18 protein-coding genes are annotated in these 19,512 nt (G+C 29.5%); 8 read left to right on the forward strand and 10 right to left on the reverse strand.

Annotated features, from left to right (window positions below):
• Positions 1-3: 3 nt before the first annotated feature.
• Together SJY27_RS02840 and SJY27_RS02845 are read left to right on the forward strand one after the other, a co-directional pair.
• Positions 4-1,368: an HlyD family secretion protein gene (locus tag SJY27_RS02840; RefSeq protein WP_397446744.1), complete on the forward strand. Its 1,365-nt coding sequence runs from the start codon at positions 4-6 to the stop codon at positions 1,366-1,368.
• A gap of 31 nt (positions 1,369-1,399) precedes the next feature.
• Positions 1,400-2,800: a TolC family protein gene (locus SJY27_RS02845; RefSeq protein WP_397446745.1), complete on the forward strand. Its 1,401-nt coding sequence runs from the start codon at positions 1,400-1,402 to the stop codon at positions 2,798-2,800.
• A 305-nt stretch (positions 2,801-3,105) separates the two neighbouring features.
• Here the strand turns inward: SJY27_RS02845 and SJY27_RS02850 are convergent, their stop codons facing one another.
• On the reverse strand, positions 3,106-3,306 hold the full coding sequence (locus SJY27_RS02850; protein WP_397446746.1) for a helix-turn-helix transcriptional regulator: 201 nt from the start codon (positions 3,304-3,306) through the stop codon (positions 3,106-3,108).
• 1 nt (position 3,307) lies between these two features.
• Positions 3,308-3,751, reverse strand: a complete 444-nt coding sequence (locus SJY27_RS02855) for a hypothetical protein (RefSeq protein ID WP_397446747.1) — start codon at positions 3,749-3,751, stop codon at positions 3,308-3,310.
• Between the two features lie 134 nt (positions 3,752-3,885).
• Between SJY27_RS02855 and SJY27_RS02860 the strand changes: the two genes are divergently transcribed.
• Positions 3,886-5,388, forward strand: a complete 1,503-nt coding sequence (locus SJY27_RS02860; RefSeq protein WP_397446748.1) for a hypothetical protein — start codon at positions 3,886-3,888, stop codon at positions 5,386-5,388.
• A gap of 100 nt (positions 5,389-5,488) precedes the next feature.
• Positions 5,489-5,920: a hypothetical protein gene (locus tag SJY27_RS02865; protein WP_397446749.1), complete on the forward strand. Its 432-nt coding sequence runs from the start codon at positions 5,489-5,491 to the stop codon at positions 5,918-5,920.
• Positions 5,921-5,933: 13 nt separating this feature from the next.
• Here the strand turns inward: SJY27_RS02865 and SJY27_RS02870 are convergent, their stop codons facing one another.
• The gene (locus SJY27_RS02870) at positions 5,934-6,398 is read right to left on the reverse strand and encodes a MaoC family dehydratase (RefSeq protein WP_397446750.1); all 465 of its coding nucleotides are present in this window, start codon (positions 6,396-6,398) and stop codon (positions 5,934-5,936) included.
• Positions 6,399-6,468: 70 nt separating this feature from the next.
• Here SJY27_RS02870 and SJY27_RS02875 point away from each other — a divergent pair, with 70 nt between their 5' ends.
• Positions 6,469-9,723, forward strand: coding sequence for a S41 family peptidase (locus SJY27_RS02875; RefSeq protein ID WP_397446751.1), 3,255 nt, complete (start codon positions 6,469-6,471; stop codon positions 9,721-9,723).
• Positions 9,724-9,775: 52 nt separating this feature from the next.
• On the opposite strand, the gene SJY27_RS02880 is transcribed toward SJY27_RS02875, so the two are convergent.
• From SJY27_RS02880 to SJY27_RS02890, 3 genes are all read right to left on the reverse strand, one after another.
• Positions 9,776-10,399, reverse strand: coding sequence for a trimeric intracellular cation channel family protein (locus tag SJY27_RS02880; RefSeq protein WP_397446752.1), 624 nt, complete (start codon positions 10,397-10,399; stop codon positions 9,776-9,778).
• On the reverse strand, positions 10,400-11,521 hold the full coding sequence (locus tag SJY27_RS02885; protein WP_397446753.1) for a DEAD/DEAH box helicase: 1,122 nt from the start codon (positions 11,519-11,521) through the stop codon (positions 10,400-10,402).
• Between the two features lie 305 nt (positions 11,522-11,826).
• Positions 11,827-12,222 (reverse strand): acyl-CoA thioesterase, encoded by a 396-nt coding sequence (locus SJY27_RS02890; RefSeq protein WP_397446754.1) that lies wholly within the window; start codon positions 12,220-12,222, stop codon positions 11,827-11,829.
• A 103-nt stretch (positions 12,223-12,325) separates the two neighbouring features.
• Here SJY27_RS02890 and SJY27_RS02895 point away from each other — a divergent pair, with 103 nt between their 5' ends.
• Entirely contained in the window at positions 12,326-13,663 is a 1,338-nt protein-coding gene (locus SJY27_RS02895) for an MATE family efflux transporter (RefSeq protein ID WP_397446755.1), read from the forward strand.
• A gap of 78 nt (positions 13,664-13,741) precedes the next feature.
• Here the strand turns inward: SJY27_RS02895 and aroQ are convergent, their stop codons facing one another.
• Positions 13,742-14,155 carry a type II 3-dehydroquinate dehydratase gene (gene aroQ / locus SJY27_RS02900; protein WP_397446756.1) on the reverse strand — a complete coding sequence of 138 codons (414 nt, stop codon included), beginning with the start codon at positions 14,153-14,155 and terminating at the stop codon, positions 13,742-13,744.
• Between the two features lie 41 nt (positions 14,156-14,196).
• Here aroQ and xerD point away from each other — a divergent pair, with 41 nt between their 5' ends.
• Entirely contained in the window at positions 14,197-15,102 is a 906-nt protein-coding gene (xerD, locus tag SJY27_RS02905; protein ID WP_397446757.1) for a site-specific tyrosine recombinase XerD, read from the forward strand.
• A gap of 143 nt (positions 15,103-15,245) precedes the next feature.
• Here xerD and rny read toward each other — a convergent pair whose 3' ends face one another.
• The 3 genes from rny to SJY27_RS02920 all read right to left on the reverse strand — a co-directional run bounded on the left by rny (position 15,246) and on the right by SJY27_RS02920 (position 17,664).
• Positions 15,246-16,814, reverse strand: coding sequence for a ribonuclease Y (gene rny, locus SJY27_RS02910; protein WP_397446758.1), 1,569 nt, complete (start codon positions 16,812-16,814; stop codon positions 15,246-15,248).
• 250 nt (positions 16,815-17,064) lie between these two features.
• Positions 17,065-17,358 (reverse strand): cell division protein ZapA, encoded by a 294-nt coding sequence (locus tag SJY27_RS02915; protein ID WP_397446759.1) that lies wholly within the window; start codon positions 17,356-17,358, stop codon positions 17,065-17,067.
• A 15-nt stretch (positions 17,359-17,373) separates the two neighbouring features.
• Entirely contained in the window at positions 17,374-17,664 is a 291-nt protein-coding gene (locus SJY27_RS02920) for a hypothetical protein (RefSeq protein WP_397446760.1), read from the reverse strand.
• A gap of 147 nt (positions 17,665-17,811) precedes the next feature.
• Here SJY27_RS02920 and SJY27_RS02925 point away from each other — a divergent pair, with 147 nt between their 5' ends.
• Positions 17,812-19,506, forward strand: a complete 1,695-nt coding sequence (locus SJY27_RS02925) for a M23 family metallopeptidase (RefSeq protein ID WP_397446761.1) — start codon at positions 17,812-17,814, stop codon at positions 19,504-19,506.
• Positions 19,507-19,512: the final 6 nt, after the last annotated feature.

A 19,512-nucleotide genomic window follows, 5' to 3' on the forward strand; every position in this document is an offset into this window, starting at 1 on the left:
AAAATGTTAAATATTTCTAACACAGAATTACAACAAGAAGTAGATTTAAAAAGCTTTAAATCTGGAAAAGAAATCTTTAGTAAAAAATACTATAAAGCACTTAATCGATTTTTAATTGGTTTTGGAATCATATGTTTTATTGTGCTTTTTTTACCTTGGACACAGAATATTACTGGTAATGGTTTAGTAACCACACTTACACCAGGTCAAAGACCACAAACTATTCAATCTCAAATTCCTGGTAGAGTAGAGCAATGGTTTGTAAGAGAAGGAGATTATGTACAAAAAGGCGATACTATTTTACGAATATCTGAGGTAAAAAGTGAGTATTTTGATGATAGTTTATTAGTAAGAACTAGGCAACAAATAACAGCTAAATCTTTTTCTGTTGGGGCTTATGGTAATAAAATTGTTGCACTTGGTAATCAAATAGCTGCATTAAAAAAAGAACGTGGTTTAAAATTACAAGTTGCCAAAAACAAACTTATGCAATCTAAGTTAAAAGTACAAAGTGATAGTATTGAGTTTGAAGCTGCAAAAACCAACATTAAAATTGCAGAAACACAATTTAATCGTGCTGTAACCTTGCAAAAAGAAGGCTTAAAAGCCATGAAAGATGTTGAAGAAAAACGTTTAAAACTGCAAGAAACACAAGCTAAATTAATTGGTCAAGAAAATAAATTATTGACAGCTAAAAATAACGTAATTAATGCTGAAATTGAAATAAATAGGGTTTTAACACAATATGCAGATAAAATATCAAAAGCACAAAGTGATCGATTTACAGCACAGTCTAGTCAGCTAAATTCAGAAGTTGAAGTGTCTAAATTAGAAAACAAAAACAGCAATTACAAAGTAAGAAATAGCTTATTGTATATTACATCTCCTCAAAATGGTTACATCAACAAAGCAATAATTGGTGGTTTAGGAGAAGCCTTTAAAGAAGGCGAAGCTTTAGTAAGTATTATGCCTGCTGATATAGATTTAGCTGTAGAAACTTTTGTGAGACCTATAGATTTACCTTTAATACATTTGGGTGAAAAAGTAAGAGTTCAGTTTGATGGTTGGCCTGCAATAGTTTTTAGTGGTTGGCCTAATGTTTCTTATGGTACGTATGGTGCAAAAGTTGTAGCAGTAGAACGTTTTATAAGTGAAAATGGAAAGTATAGAATTTTATTATCACCTGATGAAACCGACCATGAATGGCCAGATGAAATAAGAGCAGGATCTGGTGCTAGAACCATAGCGCTTTTAGAAGATGTACCAATTTGGTTCGAGCTTTGGCGACAATTAAACAGCTTCCCTCCTAACTATTATCAACCAGAAGGCAATGCAAAAAGCAAGTCTGATGGAAAAAAGAAAAAATAAATATCAGTTAATTTTTTAGATGTTTAAATCGATGAAAAAATACATTTTAATATTGTTTTTACTGATGTTTACCCAATTTTCTGCACAAGATAAAGTAACCTCTGTAATGACCTTATCTGAATATTTAGGCTATGTAAAAACCTATCACCCAATTGTAAAGCAAGCAAATTTAGCCATAAACAATAGTGAGGCAAAATTGCTAAAAGCTAGGGGTGCTTTTGACCCTAAAATTGAGGTAGATTTTGATAAGAAGCAATTCAAAGAAAAAGAATATTATAATAAATTAAATGGTGCTTTTAAAATACCTACCTATTATGGTTTAGAATTTAAAGCTAATTTTGAAAACAATAGTGGTGAATTTTTAAGTCCAGAGGCTAATGTACCAACTGATGGTTTATATGCTGCAGGAGTTTCTGCATCTTTGCTAAAAGGCTTGCTGATTAATAAAAGAATGGCCGCTTTAAAACAAGCCAAATTCTTTATCAACCAAGCAAGAGAAGATCAACAAATCTTAGTAAACGAAATTTTATATACGGCTTCACTTTCTTATTTCAATTGGTTAAAAACTTATAATGAAAAATTGGTTTATGACGATTTTTTAGAAAATGCTGTAATTAGATTTAGTAATACAAAAAGAGCTTTTGAAGAAGGGGATAAAGCAGCAATTGATACTCTTGAAGCAGGAATTACGTTAAACAACAGAAAACTAAACCTTGAAAAAGCTCGAATTAAGTTGGTGAAGGCATCTTTAGAATTGTCTAACTTTTTATGGCTTAATGACAATACACCTGTTGAACTGCAAGACAATATTATACCAGACATTTCTACCATACAAAATGTAGATACCACCTTTAACATTGCACTTTTTAATGATGCAAATTTTGACCTTAATAATCATCCTAAAATTAGATCTTTAGAGTATAAAATACAAAGCTTAAATATCGATAGAAAATTAAAAATGAACAACTTACTGCCAAAACTAGATGTTCAATATAATTTTTTAACACAAACACCTAGGCAATCGAATTCTTTAATTGTTGATAATTATAAAGCGGGTATCAATTTTAAATTACCTATTTTCTTACGTAAAGAACGAGGCGATTTAAAACTTGCAAAAATTAAACTACAAGACGCTAAGTTAGAAAATGAGGCTACAAAAGTAACCATCAAAAATAAAGTAAATGCTGTGCAACAAGAATTAGAATCTTTTATTGTACAAAGCAATTATATTAGCACTATTGTAAATGATTATGGAACGCTTTTAAAGGCAGAAGAACGCAAGTTTTTTCTTGGTGAAAGTTCTTTATTTTTAGTAAACTATCGCGAATCTAAGCTGATTGAAACAAAGTTAAAGGCTATTGATGTTGAAAATAAATTCTTTAAATCTAAAGCAAATTTATTTAAAGCTGCAGTAATTTCTATTGCTGAATAATACCATAAATTAATGCTAAGATCTCTTTATCGTTTGTAATCCATTCAATGATTTTTTTAAAGCTAGATTCAATTTAAAAAATTAGACTTTTTAGTAATTTGTTCTATTTTAAATGGATTACAAATCAATGCGATTTTGCTAAAATGGAGAAATCTTAATACACGATTGCTCCATAATTTTGTTTTCAATTACATCAAAAAAGATAAGAACAAGATTTATAATATTATAAATAATAATCTAAATTTTTCACTGTATATTTTATTCGTAATACACTTATTATAATTTAAAAATCATAAAAATAAACCTCAATCACTTTCTTCTAAAGTAAAAAAATCATTTACTGCAATTTTAAATACTTGAGATAGTTTTAAGGCTAAAACTGTAGAAGGAACATACCTGTTTTTTTCAATAGAATTAATGGTTTGCCTAGAAACTCCAATCTTTTTTGCTAAATCATCTTGCGTTAAGTCTAAAATAGCACGTTGTACTTTAATTGTATTTTTCATATTAACGGTTCATTCTTTTAAGTTGCCAAAAGAACATCAATTGTACAACCAACATAAAAAATAATACCTGAAAATAACTAAATCCTTTTAAGGTTTCATTTTCATCAAACAATAAACCTACTCCGTAATTAATTAAAGGTTGCACCAAAGAATACACAATACCTAGTAAAAAAGCCAATCTGTAAGATTGAGAACGTAAGCTATCTATAAATTCGTCTTCTTCTTTGTCTTTTGATAAAGAAATTATTAACATTCCTACCAATAAAACACCATGTAAAATTGGCCTAATCCATTCTGAATTTTCAACATATTTTCTACCAAGCATTGCAACAAAAGTGGCTATCGCTAAAATATAACCCATTTTTTTAAATTGATTACCTAACTGAAACTTATTCATTTTTTCTAAATGATTTCTTTCTCTTTCACAAATTGATGATTTTGACATATTATTTATTTTACAAATTGACAAATTTATTTTATATAATGACAAATATACTTTACATTTTAATGAGGAACAAATATTTTTGTAAAAAGTTTTAGAAATGTAAATAATCACTTAATATTGTATAAACTTATTTTATGAAAAACGTATTTAGGCTTTGTCTTCTATTTATTGGTATCACAGTACAAATTTCTGCTCAAACTTCTTATTTTGATGTAAACGAAAGTAACGCTTATAAAGATCAGCATAAAACAACCAATATTTTAAGTATTTATACTACCCCTCAAAACCTTACCATAGTTGCTAGAAAAAGTAAATCAACATTAATTTTTGAAAGTTTTGATGAAAATGCGAAAGGAAAAAAAATTAAATCTATACCATTAAGTAAAAAAGAAAGCTTTGTTGGTGAATTTTATTATGACAATCAAGTAAGAGTTTTTATGGTAGAAAGTCCGTCAAAAACAAAACGAATTTTGAATTGTTATACTTTAAATATATCAACATTTACATCTACAAAAGCAACCTTATTAGATACAAATGTAGAAAAGAAAAGTGCGTTATTTTCTGGTCAGAATAAAAGACAAACAAACTTTTCAATATCACCCAACAAAAAATTTATTGCAATAACTACAGATAATGTAAAAAAGAATTCAAATTCTTATGATGTACATCTTTTTGATGCCAAAACATTATCTCCTGTTTTTACCAAAGCTTATTATGCTAATGAAGAAAAATATTACACATCATCAGATATGGTTGTAGATAACAACGGAGTTGTTTTTAGCATTGGTAAAGAGTACTTTAAAGGAAGACGAGAAAGAAAAAAAGCAAAAGCAAATTATTCTTATGTGCTTACAAAAATTGATAATGATAACATTGCTACAGGTAAAATAGAACTTACAGAAGATGAATATATTAAAAGTATGAGTTTGTCTTTTTATAAAGATAATTTAAGGTTAATTGGGTATTACTCTCAAGATAAAGTATTTGGTATTAAAGGAGTTAGTCAATTTTCTGTTGACAAGAATACACTATCTGTTTTGAATAAAAAGAAAGCGCCTTTGCCTAACAAAGTTTTTGAAGATTTATATGGCTATAGAAATGCAAAGAGTAAAAAAGATTCAGAATTAACTAGCTTTAATTTAGATTATATTTTAGAGGATGAAAAGGGCAATACTTTTTTAATTGCAGAAGAATTCTATGTGGTTCAAGTTTATGTGTCTAATGGAATGAATGGTGGATATTATGTAACAACCTATCATTATGATGATATTTTAATTACAAAATTAGATGCCAATGGCAATTTAAAATGGGGAAGAAGTATTTTTAAAAGAGCTACAGAACCATCTTACAATGCATTCTTAAAGAATGATAAGTTATATATTTTACTAAATTCTGGAAAAAAACTCTCTGATAAAAGTGATGGAAGGTTAAAAGTTTCTAAAGGCTGGTTTGAATCTACGTCTTTATATGCGTTTGTTTACGATATAGATGGTAATTTAGATTATGAAAAAATTCAAGATAATAAAGGTAAAACCACCTACATTCCTTACTTAGGAAGCTACAATAATGGAAAATTTGTAATGTACAACCATTCTAAAGGAAGAAAACAAATCATGATGTTAAAGTGTAAGCAATAACAACAGCTAAAGAATTAGATATTTGTTTAATTTTTTGTTTTAAATCATTAAAAAAGAAATTGTTATATTTAGAACATCAACTAACTTAACTTTTTTATTTATGGCAACAATTACAAAACCTTCAAAATCTTTTTGGGTAATTAGTGTATTAGCACTAGTTTGGAATTTAATAGGCACCATTGCTTATTTAGGACAGGCATTTATGACAGATGAAATGAAAGCCTTAATACCTAAAGAACAATTAAAACTGATAGAAAACGCTCCTTCTTGGGTAACTGCAGCTTTTGCAATTGCTGTTTGGTTTGGTTTACTAGGCTCACTTTTGCTTTTAATTCGAAAAAAATTAGCGCATAAAATCTTTATCATATCTCTATTGGGTGTGCTTGTTCAAACAGGTTATAATTTGTTTATGACTAATGCTTTAGACGTTTATGGTTACTCAGGTTTAATTCAACCTATCATCACCATAATGATTAGTTTATTTTTAATATCCTTTGCAAAAAAAGGAGAAAATTCAGGAATTTTAGCCTAACACAAAAAAATATTTATTCAAAAAGGGCAGCTAAAAACTCGGCAACACAGGCTGGTTTTTCTTGCCCTTTTATTTCTATTGTACACAAAAACGTAATTTTAATTCCGTTGTTTGGCATATCATCTATATCCTTAACAATTGTGTGCATACGCAACTTGCTATTCACTGGCACAGGATTAGGAAAACGTACTGTATTCAAGCCATAATTCAACCCCATTTTTACACTTTTAATAATAAAAGCCTCTTCTAACATTCTAGAAATCATTGCCACAGACATAAAACCATGAGCTACAGTACTTTTAAAAGGAGATTCTTTTTCAGCTCTTTTTTCATCAATATGAATCCATTGTTTGTCTAAAGTTGCATTAGCAAAATCATTAATCATTTGCTGTGTTATTGTATACCAATTACCAACAGGCAACTCCTTACCTATCATCATTTTAAAATCTTCAAAATTTGTAAATTCTAATGGTTTCATATTATACTTTTTAACTTTTATTGAGTATTAAATTATTACATTTCCTTAAATTAGTCAAAATTTTTAACCTATGAGATCAACTCTACTAATTCTTACATTTTTATCTATTTCTATTTACGGTCAAGACAATCCTCAATGGATGAGGCATTCTGCTATTTCTCCTGATGGAACACAAATCGCTTTTACATACAAAGGAGATTTGTATAAAGTGAGTGCCAATGGTGGTACAGCAAAACAACTTACCTATCATAATGCACACGATTATAAAGCTGTTTGGAGCAAAGACGGTTCTAAGTTAGCTTTTGCATCTAACAGATATGGTAATTTCGATATTTATGTTATGAATTCAGAAGGTGGTGCAGCAACCAGATTAACGTTTCATTCTAATGATGAAATTCCTTTTTCTTTTTCTTCGGATGATAAAAATGTTGTTTTTGGAGCATTAAGACAAGATGATGTAAATCATAGACAATATCCTCACAGATCGCAATCAGAATTGTACAGTGTTCCTGTTACAACTGGTAGAGTTTCGCAAATATTTACAATTCCTGCAGAATATGTTCAGTATTCTAAAGACGGACAAACCATGTTGTATCATGATAAAAAAGGTGGCGAAAACGAATGGCGAAAACACCATACCTCATCTATAACCAGAGATATTTGGATGTACAATGCAAAGACAGATAATCATAAAATGATTACAACTCATAATGCAGAAGACAGACATCCATTTTTTAGCAACGATGAAAAAAGCATGTATTATTTAAGTGAAAGAAGTGGTTCTTTTAATGTGCATAAAATGAACTTAACTAACAATTCTGATGAAAAACTGACCAATTTTAGTTTGCATCCTGTGCGTTTTTTAAGTGTAGCAAATGGTGTGATTTCTTTTGGTTATGATGGAGAATTATATACCATGAAAGAAGGAGCATCACCAAAAAAATTAAATGTAAAAATTATTACTCAAGACAAAGAAAATACTGATAAGTTTGTTTCTGTAAATGGTGGAATTCAAGAAATGGCTGTATCTCCTAATGGAAAAGAAATTGCATTTATTGCCAGAGGCGAAGTTTTTGTAACTTCTGTAGACAAATCTTTTACTAAAAGATTAACAAATACTCCAGAAAATGAACGTTTTGTTTCTTGGGGACCAAAAGGAAAATCTGTAATTTATAGTAGCGAAAGAAATGGAAAATGGAGCGTTTATAAAACTGAAAAAGTTAGAAAAGAAGAACCTTTTTTCTACGCTGCAACTTTAGTAAAAGAAACTGCTTTAATAGATAATAAAGTAGATAATTATTTGGCAGAATACTCACCAGATGGAAAAAAAATAGCTTTTATAGAAGGTAGAAGAACACTTAAAATAGTAGATGTTGCTTCTAAAAAAGAAACTACATTATTAACTCCAAAAGATTTATTTCATATGAGAGATGGAGATAAATATTTTACTTGGAGTCCAGATAGCAAATGGTTGTTGGTAGATTGGAGCAAAACTTTAAGCAATAGCGAAGTATTATTAATGGCTGCAGATGGTTCTAAAAGAATAAATTTAAACGAAAGTGGGTATTATGATTATTATCCAAAATGGGTAAATGGAGGGAAACAAATGTTGTGGTTTAGCAATAGAAACGGATTAAAATCTTATGCAACAAGTGGTCGTTCGCAATCTGATGTTTACAGTATGTTTTTTACACAAGATGCTTGGGATGAATTTAATTTAAGTGATGAAGAATACAAATTGATGCAAGCTATAAAAGAGGAAGAAAAAAAGAAAAAAGAAGAAGAAAAGAAAAACAAAAAAGACGACAAAAAATCGAAGAAAAAAGATAGCAAATCAAAAGGCGATAAGAAAGAAGACAAAACAAAAACGCTTGAGTTTGATTGGGCAAATATGAAAGATAGAACCAAAAGATTAACGATTCACTCTTCTAGTTTAGGTGATGCTGTACTGTCTAAAAAAGGTGATTTTTTATATTATTTAGCTAGTTTTGAAGGAAAATCAAATCTTTGGAGCACTAATTTAAGAACCAAAGAAACTAAAATGTTAATGCCTTTAAACACACGTTCTGGAAGTTTACAATGGGATAAAGAAATGAAAAACCTTTATTTACTAAGCAGTGGAAAAATCACAAAATTAAATCCTGCAAGTAAAAAACGTGAAGGAGTATCTATAAAAGGTGAAATTCTGTTAGATGAATATGCAGAAAGAAAAGCCATGTTTAATCATGTATGGATTCGTACCAATGCTATTTTTTATCACCCAGATTTTCACGGAATTAACTGGAATATGATGAAAGAAGAATATCAAAAATATTTACCACACATTTCTAACGGTTACGAATTTTCTGAAATGTTATCAGAAATGTTAGGAGAATTAAACGTTTCTCATGCAGGTGCTGGTTACAGTGGCAGCAACGTTTCTAATGCAGATGCAACTGCATCTTTAGGTATTTTTATGGATTACGAGTTTAAAGAAGACGGAATTTTAATTGATGAAATAATTTCAGGAGGTCCTTTAGACAAAGCCAAATTTAAAATTGAAAAAGGCAACATTATTACAAAAATAAATGGAGTTACCATTTCTAAAAATGAAGATTTAGCAAAATACTTGAACCGAAAATCAGGTAAATTTATGCTTTTAGAAATTCTAGATCCGAAGACAAAAAAGACACAAATCATTACTGTTAAACCAATTTCTTTAGGTGCAGAAAGTAGATTATTATACAATAGATGGGTAAAAATTAATGAAAAAGAAGTAGAAAAAGAAAGTAATGGTCAATTAGGTTATGTGCATATTCCTGGTATGAGCGATGGCCCTTACAGAAGTATTTACCAAGATATGATGGGTAAATATTTTGATAAAAAAGGAGTAATTATAGATACTCGTTTTAATGGTGGTGGAGATTTAGTAGCAGATTTGGCCATGTTTTTTACAGGTGTTCCGTTTATAACTTATGCAACAGAAGCTAAAGTTGTGGGTGGAGAACCAACTTCTAGATGGACAAAACCAACATTATCTATCTTTAATGAAAGTATGTATTCTGATGGACATTGTTATGCTTCTGGTTATACCGATTTAAAAATAGGAAAAACAGTTGGTATGCCAGTGCCTGGTACTTGTAGTTTTGCAGGTTGGGAAGGTTTACAAAATGGTGGTTATTGGGGTGTTGTACCTGTAAGTGCTAAAAATAAAGCTGGTGAATGGATGGAAAATAACCAAACAGAACCAACCATTAAAGTTAAAAATATGCCTGGTAAAGTTGACAATGGAATTGACGAACAGTTAATACGTTCTATTAGAGAGTTGTTGAAAGATGTGAAATAAATTATTTTAGATTTTATAAATATAAAGCGAAACTTTACGGTTTCGCTTTTTTTTATGATTTACCAAATAAATCGTCTTTAATTTTTGGTAATTGTAAATGAAATTTAACTGCAATTAATCGAACAGTAACAATTACTGATGCAGAAATAATAAAAATAAAATCTTCAGGAATTTTAAAGTAAGACAAAACCAAATAAGTAATTCCGCCAGCCAAACATGCTGATGCATAAATTTCTTTTTCAAAAATTAGCGGAATTTTATTTGTTAAAACATCACGTAAAACCCCACCAAAAACTGCAGAAATCATTCCCATAATTAAAGCAACAACTGGATGCAAATCGAAGTTTAATCCTTTTTGTAAGCCTAATAAGGTAAATACGCTAATGCCCACTGTATCAAACAAAAAGTGAGTTTTATAAATAGGTAAAATTTTACTTTTAAACAAAAAAGTAACCAGAACTGCAATTAATATTGTCCATAAATAATTTAAATCTCCAATCCAATTGATAGGATGCGCATCAATTAAAACATCACGTAACATGCCCCCACCAACAGCGGTTACAAATGCAATAATAGCAACACCAAATAAGTCAAATTTTTGATCTGAAGCCACTAAAGCACCACTAATGGCAAATGCAAAAGTGCCTAAAATATCTAGAACATAAATAAAATCCATTTACACAGTAACTTCGGTAAATTTAATGTGTAATTCTTTTTGTATTTGATGTATCTTTTCTAATTCTGAAGGTAAAATAAAAGCCAAAGAAGTACCTGTTTTTCCTGCTCTTGCAGTTCTACCACTTCTGTGTGTGTAATATTCTAATTGCTCTGGCAATTGATGATGAATTACAAATTCTAATGCTGCCACATCAATTCCACGTGCAGAAACATCCGTAGAAATTAAATATTGTAAACTTTCATTTTTAAAAGCACGCATTACTTTGTCGCGTTCTTTTTGCTGCATATCACCTTCTAATGCAGCTGCAGAAAAACCTTCTTCAATTAATTGTTTGGCTAAATTTTGAGCACCTGCTTTTGTTCTACAAAAAATAATTCCTCTTTGATCGTTTCTTTTTTCTAAAAACGTAATAATATCTCCTGCTTTTTCTTTAATAGTAGTTTTGGCATATTGATGACGAATATTTGCATTCACTAAAGTATTTTTATTTACTTCAATTCTTGGTGCATTTGCATCCATATACGTTTTTACAATTCTTTTAATTTCTTCTGGCATTGTAGCCGAAAATAACCAAGTTTTTCGATCTGCTTTTGTTGTAAATTTTAAAATTCGATTTAAATCTTGCTTAAAACCCATACTCAGCATTTCATCAGCTTCGTCTAAAATAACGGTTTTTACATGGCTGATATCTACTGCTCCTCTTTCTATCAAATCAATTAATCTACCAGGAGTTGCAATAACAATATGCGTAGTTCTTTTTAAATTATTCATTTGACGATCAATCTTTTCACCTCCAAAAACAGCTTCTAAAAAGATACGATCATCTACATATTTGGTAAATTTGAATAATTGTTTTTTTATCTGTTGTACCAATTCTCTTGTAGGCGATAAAATTAAGGCTTGAATATGTTCTGATTTTGCATCTATTTGATGTAAAACAGGCAAACCAAAAGCCGCTGTTTTTCCTGTTCCTGTTTGTGCTAAACCAATAAAATCTGTCTTTGATTGTAATAAAATCGGAATTGCTTTTTCCTGAATTTCGGTAGGTTTAGATATTCCTATTTCTTTTATTGATTTTATATAATCTTTATGAATTCCTAAAGCTGCAAATGTTGGCATGGTATCTTAATTTTGTGCAAAGATACTTTTATTAAGTATTAATGACACAAATTTTATGAATTAGGGAGATCAAAATGATTAAAAATTTTTAAGACACAAACCTCACTAATTATCACGAATTTTAAACCATCAAAATTAGCTTTTTTTCATTTGTTCGAACTATCAGAAAAAACAATAGAAACCTTATTATTATTATTTAAAGATTAAAAAAATCAGCATAAAAATTAACAAGCTTTGTAAAACTCTATAATATATATTATTTTTAGTGATATACTTTTGACTACTATTGTTGGTGAAATTCGTGTCTACTTCTCAGGGGATAAAATCCTCAAAACATCCTCTCTAATTCTTACAGGTTTATAAGTTTCAGCATTTAACATTGCCCAAGTCGTCTTGGCTTTCACTAATAAAACATCGCTTTTATAGAATTCCATAAAACGCACAGAAGTAATTCCCTTCGTTTCGCCAACCCAAGTTTTTACAGTAATTTCATCACCTAAACCAGCCTGTTTTAAGTAATCAATTTCATGCCTCATCACAACCCAAACGTATTGAGGTAAAGGATAATTTTTGGTTAAAAAAGCCCAATGTTTTGTAGCAATTTTATCCATCCACTTTACATATACTAGGTTATTTACGTGTAGTAAATTATCTATATCTTCTGATGAAACTGTAATTTTTAGCGTAAAAATGTCTTGCATTTTATCGGTTTTTACAAACTTAAAGATTTTAATATTTGTATAATAATTATTGATGATAGTTTTACATAAATACTTTAATTATTGTTGATATTTGCAGCTTCTTATGGCAAAATTAGCAAACGAATTAGGTACAGAAAAAATTGGCAAACTCTTAATAAAACAAGCAGTTCCTGCAACAATTGGTATTTTAGTAATGTCTATAAATATGATTGTAGATACTATTTTTGTAGGCCAATGGATTGGTGTTTTAGCTATTGCAGCTATTACTGTAGTATTGCCAATTGCATTTTTAATCTCTTCTTTAGGAATGGGAATTGGAATTGGAGGAAGCTCAATTATTTCTAGAGCTTTAGGTGCAGAAAATTCTGAAAAAGCATTTTTAACCTTTGGAAATCAGATTAGTTTAACGCTAATTTTGGCTGCTATTTTTGTGTTTTTAGGTAACTTTTTTAGTGTGCCTATTTTAGATTTATTTGGTGCTAAAGGAGCTATTTTACCTATTGCTTCAGATTATTTTGCTGTAATTATTTACGGAGTTCCTTTTCTTGCTTTTGCAATGATGGGAAATCCTGTAATTAGAGCAGAAGGTAAACCAAGGTTTGCTATGTATGCCATGATTATACCTGCTGTGTTAAATATTGTTTTAGACATAATTTTTATCAAATATTTTGATTGGGGAATGACTGGTGCTGGTTTGGCAACTTCATTATCTTTTGCCAGTTGTGGTTTGTTTATTCTATACTTTTTTCTTTCTTCTAAAAATGAGTTAAAAATTATTCCTAAAAACTTTGCTTTAGATGGAAAAATAGTAAGAGAAATTGTAGAATTAGGTGGAGTATCTGTGGTAAGACAGGGTGCTATTAGTATTTTAATGATTGTATTAAATTATTCACTTTTTACCTATGGAGGAGAAATTTCTATCTCAATTTTCGGAATTATAAATCGTGTAATGATGTTTTCATTATCTCCTGTAATGGGAGTTTCACAAGGTTTTTTGCCAGTTGCTGGTTTTAATATTGGTGCTCAAAAAAATGAACGTGTTAAAGAAACGATTAAAAAATCTATCTATTTTGGAACAATTTTAGGCACAATTATTTTTGTTGGGATTATTCTTTTCAAAGAGCAGATTATTTGGATTTTTACAAATGATACTACACTACTTTCTGAAACGCCAAACGCAATGATAATTGTTTTTCTGGCAACACCCGTAATTACCATGCAGTTAATAGGTTCTGCCTATTTTCAGGCAGCAGGAAAATCTATACCAGCATTACTTTTAACGTTATTAAAACAAGGAATTTTTCTAATTCCATTAGCCTATATTTTACCAAAATATTATGGTGTTTTAGGGGTTTGGTGTGCTTTCCCAATTGCAGATGTATTATCTACTTTAGTTACAGTGTTGGTTTTAAAACGAGAAGTTGATAAGAATTTACAATAGTTGAACAGCTGTAACTTGTTATAAATATAAATTTAGTATTTGGCTAAGTTTTATTTAAAAATAAAATTACAATTTACACTATAGAAAACTTTGTATAGCCAATTCATAACCTTTTAAACCAAAACCAAAAAGAACTCCTTTTGCTGCAGGAGCAATATAACTGTGATGCCTAAATTCTTCACGTGCGTGAACATTAGAAATATGTAATTCTACAACAGGTGTATTGATGCCTTTAACAGCATCACCAATTGCTACAGAAGTATGCGTATATGCTGCTGCGTTTAAAACAATTCCATCGTAATCGAAACCAACTTCATGCAATTTATTAATAATCTCCCCTTCTATATTTGATTGATAATAAGACAATTCAATATTTTTAAACTTTAATTGTAATTGTCTAAAAAAATCTTCGAAAGTTTCAGAACCATAAATTTCTGGTTCTCGTTTTCCTAACAAATTTAAATTTGGTCCGTTGATAATGATTAGTTTCATAAAACATTTTAAGTTGTAAATATAAACTTTATTTTTAGCAAATGAAATGGCAAAACGCAATTAAAGATTATCAAAACTATTTAAAAATAGAAAGAGGATTATCTAAGAATACGATTGAAAGTTATACGAGAGATTTAGAAAAGTTGACTTTGTTTTTAGTAGAAAATGAAATCAACAGCTCTCCTATTCATATTGATGATACTATTGTTCAACAATTTATTTATGAAATTGCAAAAAAAATTAACCCAAGAAGTCAAGCAAGAATCATTTCTGGCGTACGAAGTTTTTTTGATTATTTAGTATTTGAAGATTACAGACAATCAAACCCTACAGATTTACTAGAAGCCCCAAAAATTGGAAGAAAATTACCAGATACTTTATCTGAGGATGAAATAAATGAATTAATTTTGGCAATCGATTTAAGTCATCCTCAAGGTGAAAGAAACAGAACAATTATAGAAACCATGTACAGTTGTGGTTTACGGGTTAGTGAATTGATTACTTTAAAAATATCAGATTTATTTTTTGATGAAGGTTTTATAAAAGTTACAGGAAAAGGAAATAAAGAGCGTTTTGTACCCATTCATTACAATGCTCAAAAATATATTTCTACTTATATTAAAGACATTCGTTGTCATCTAAAACCTGGAAAAGGCAATGAAGACATATTGTTTTTAAACAGACGAGGCAAAGGGCTCACAAGACAAATGATTTTTACCATTTTAAAAAACTTAGCAATAAAAATCAATTTAACTAAAAAAATCAGTCCACATACATTACGTCATTCTTTTGCAACTCACTTATTAAAAAATGGTGCTGATTTAAGAGCAATACAACAAATGTTAGGCCATGAAAGCATTACTACAACAGAAGTTTATGTGCATTTAGATAAAAGTTTTTTAAAAGAAGTTGTAGAGACTTATCATCCTAGAAAAAGCCCATCCTAACCTTCCCAAAGGGAAGAAATTTTTACTCTTGTGTAGAAAATTTAAAAAAATAAATCCCATCATATTTTATATGATAGGATTTTTATAAGAATTTATTTTACAACAGTATTTCTTCTCTTTGTGTAAATTAAGATAGGTTGTTTTTATTTCGCCACATTCACAGCACGAGTTTCACGTATTACAGTAACTTTTACTTGGCCTGGATATGTCATATCATTTTGTATTTTTTGCGATATGTTAAATGACAATTCAGAAGCTTTAGCATCGTTTACCTTTGTACTTTCTACCATAACTCTCAATTCACGACCAGCCTGAATTGCATACGCTTTTTGCACGCCATTAAATCCAAAAGCTATTGCCTCTAAATCTTTTAAACGTTGTATGTAAGAATCTAATACTTGACGTCTTGCCCCAGGTCTTGCTCCAGAAATAGCATCACATACTTGTACAATTGGCGATAATAAACTTTTCATTTCAATTTCATCATGGTGTGCCCCAATTGCATTACAAACTTCGCCTTTTTCGCCAAATTTTTCTGCCCATTGCATACCTAATAATGCATGTGGTAATTCACTCTCAGCTTCTGGTACTTTTCCTATATCATGCAATAAACCAGCACGTTTGGCTAATTTTGCATTAATACCCATTTCTGCAGCCATAATACCACAAAGGTTAGCAACTTCACGAGAGTGCTGTAGTAAATTCTGTCCATAAGAAGAACGATATTTCATTCTACCTACTGCCTTTATCAATTCTGGATGTAAACCGTGAATTCCTAAATCAATAACCGTCCTTTTACCAACTTCTATAATTTCTTGAGTAATTTGCTTTTCTGTTTTTTTAACAACTTCTTCTATTCTTGCAGGATGAATTCTACCATCAGTGACCAATTTATGCATAGATAAACGTGCAATTTCTCTACGAACAGGATCAAAGCAAGATAAGATAATAGCTTCTGGAGTATCATCAACAATAATTTCTACACCAGTTGCAGATTCTAAAGCCCTAATATTACGTCCTTCTCTACCTATAATTCTACCTTTAACATCATCAGATTCTAAGTTAAAGACAGACACACAGTTTTCTACAGCTTGCTCTACACCTACTCTTTGAATAGTTCCTAAAACAATTTTTCTTGCTTCTTGTTCTGCTGTTAATTTAGCTTCTTCTGCAGATGTTTGTACAAAAGCCATGGCCTCTGCTTTAGCCTCATCTTTTAATGATGCTACCAATTCTTTTTTTGCTTCTTCTGCAGATAGGCCAGAAATTTGTTCTAACATATCTACATGACGTTTGTGCATTTTATTTAAATCTTCTTCTTTTTTCTCTAAAAAATCTAATTTAAAATTGTAATCTTTTTCTTTTTGTTCTAGAGATTTATTTAAGCGTTTGTTCTTATCAAGTTCAGAAGCCGCTTTAGATTCTCTATCTCTAATTCTTTTTTCAACATCAGAAATCTTTTTTTCTCTTCCTAAAATTACTTTTTCATGTTCAGATTTTAGCTCGATAAATTTTTCTTTTGCCTGTAAAATTTTATCCTTTTTAACTGACTCTGCATCAATTTTAGCTTCTTTTAAAATAGTAGCCGCTTCTTTTTTAGTTTCATCAAGAAATTTAGTTCCTTTTGATTTTTCTATCATTTTAAAGATTGCAAAACCAATTGCAATCCCAACCAAAACTCCCACAACAATGGGAAGTATCATATCATCCATAATTAAAATTTATATATAAAAAAAGCCTACATTAGCTTCGGTTTTTAAACTCCATAATGACATTTATAGGACTAACTAACTGTTCAAGGATCCAATTATATACTAATAGGTACTGAAATAAAATCAGCAAAGATTAGTACAATAGGCGTGCTTTAGTAGTTAAGACTCATCCTTCATAATAGAATAGTGTTGAGTTTAATAAACAATTACTAACGTAGGCAGTGTGTTGTTAATGTATTTTAATGAACTTTTATTTTAAATGAGTACTTACCAATTGTGTAAGCTCATTTAATTTTTGTATTTCTTCTTCTGTTTTGTCAGTTTTTTGTAAAGATAATATTTCTAGTTTTGCTGCAAATTGTAGTGCAGCCATAGCTAGAACATCTTGTTTATCGCTTACTGCATAATTTTGCTCAAATTTAGCTATTAATTGGTTAATGGCATTTGCAGCCTTACGCATACCCTCTTCTTCTTTAATATTATTTACACTTAAAGGATAGGATCTACCTGCAATTACAACATTAATCTTTAATTTTTGACTCACAATTTAAAAAGAACTTTATTCTTGTAACTGAACAATGCATTTATCAATCTCTCTAATTAATGAATTTATTTTCAGCTTTGTATCTTTTGTATTTGAACTACTGCCTTCGATAGTTTTTGCAATTTTAAGCAAATCATATTCATTTTTTTGATTGGCTAGTTTTTGCTTAGTTTCTAATAGTTGATGTTGTAAATCTGTATTATTTTGAAGCAATATTTGGTTTTCATTTTTTAAAAACTCATAGTTAGAAAGTAAGTTTTGCAACGTTTTTTCTAGTAAATGAATTGCTTCTAATGTTTTACTCATGTTACTTTTTAGAATAAACTATCTCTACAAAGTTAACATTCTGTTTTAAATATTACAACATTTTGTTTGTTTTTTACTAAAGCACTGATAGTAAATATATTACCAAAACAAGGATTTTTAGTATTTTTACCTCAAAATTATTGCGCCTTGAAACATCTGTTTACATTCTTTTTTTTACTTATTAATTTACTAAGTTTTTCGCAAAAAAAATATCCTCAAGACTATTTTAGAAACCCATTAGATATTCCTATTTTTTTATCAGGTTCTTTTGGTGAGTTACGTAGCAATCATTTTCATGCTGGTTTAGATATTAAAACTCAAGGTAAAGAAGGCTTAAATGTTTTTGCTGTTGCAGATGGCTATGTATCTCGTATAAAAGTGCAACAATTTGGTTATGGTAAAACCATATATATAACGCATCCAAATGGATATACTTCTGTATATGGGCATTTGAGTAAGTTTAATGATGAGATAGAGAAATATGTGAAAAATATTCAATACAAGAAAGAAAATTATGAAACCGGAAATCTCTTTTTTAAAGAAGATAAATTCCCTGTAAAAAAAGGTGAAATTATTGCATTTTCAGGTGATACAGGTGGTTCTGGTGGACCTCATTTGCATTTTGAACTTCGTGATGCAAAAACCGAAAAAGTAATTAATCCCTTATTATTTGGTATTAAAGTAGCAGATTCTAGAAAACCAACCATACAATCATTAAAAGCATATCCTTTAAGTGCTGATGCTAGAATTAACCAACAGAAAAAAAGTTTTCAAATTCCTATAAAAAATTTAGGGAATGGTAAATATATGGCAGATAGAATTACAGCAAGTGGTACCATTAGTTTTGGTGTTAGTGTTTTTGATAGATTTAATGGCATGCCTAATAAAAACGGAATTTACAGTTTAGCCATGTTTTTAAATGGCAAACGTTTTTATTATCATGATGTAGAAACGTTTTCTTTTTCTGAAAGTAAATTTTTGAATTTACATATAGATTATGAACACTATAAAAAATACAAAAGACGTTATCAAAAAACGTTTAAAGAAACTGCAAATAAATTAACTACTTACGAAAAATTGATTAATAATGGAAAAGTTAACGTTCAAAAAGGCATGAATTATACAGTAGAAATTGTAGCTAAAGATTTTGAAGGCAATACAAGTTCTATTAAAATTCCTGTTGCTGGTAAAGAAAGTAATGCCATTTTTACAGCTCAAAAAGATACCACCAACTTTAAAATAGAAAAAAAGAAGTTTCACAAATTTACTAAAGATGGTATAACAGTTGCTTTTCCTAAAAACACATTCTACAAAGATTTATATTTAGATTTTAACGTAGTTAATGATATTGCTAAAATTCATTCGCCAACAGTTCCTTTAGATAAAAGTTTTACACTTACTTTTAATGTATCTAAATATTCTGAAGAAGAAAAAGAACAATTGTATATTGCCAATTTAGAGTATCCTAAATACCCAAGATATTATTATACCAGAAAAAAAGACAGTACTTTTTACACCACCACTAAAACTTTAGGAAATTATACCTTAAAGTTCGATAAACAAAAACCAAAGATTCGTTTACTGTATTTTAAAAACAACCAGTCTTTAGAGAGTTCTAAAACTTTAAAAGCAAGAATTTCAGACGTTGGCTCTGGCATAAAAAGTTGGAGAGCTACCATTGATAATGAATGGATTTTAATGCAATACAATCATAAAAAAGGAATTTTAACTTACAATTTTAATGATAAAAAATTGGTGGGTAACAAACATATCTTTAAACTTGTAGTTTCAGACAATGTTGGAAATACGAATACCATTTCTGCAACGTTCTTTAAGAAATAGATAAAC

This window comes from Polaribacter sp. R77954 (assembly GCF_044595335.1).
In the GTDB taxonomy this organism is placed as follows: domain Bacteria; phylum Bacteroidota; class Bacteroidia; order Flavobacteriales; family Flavobacteriaceae; genus Polaribacter.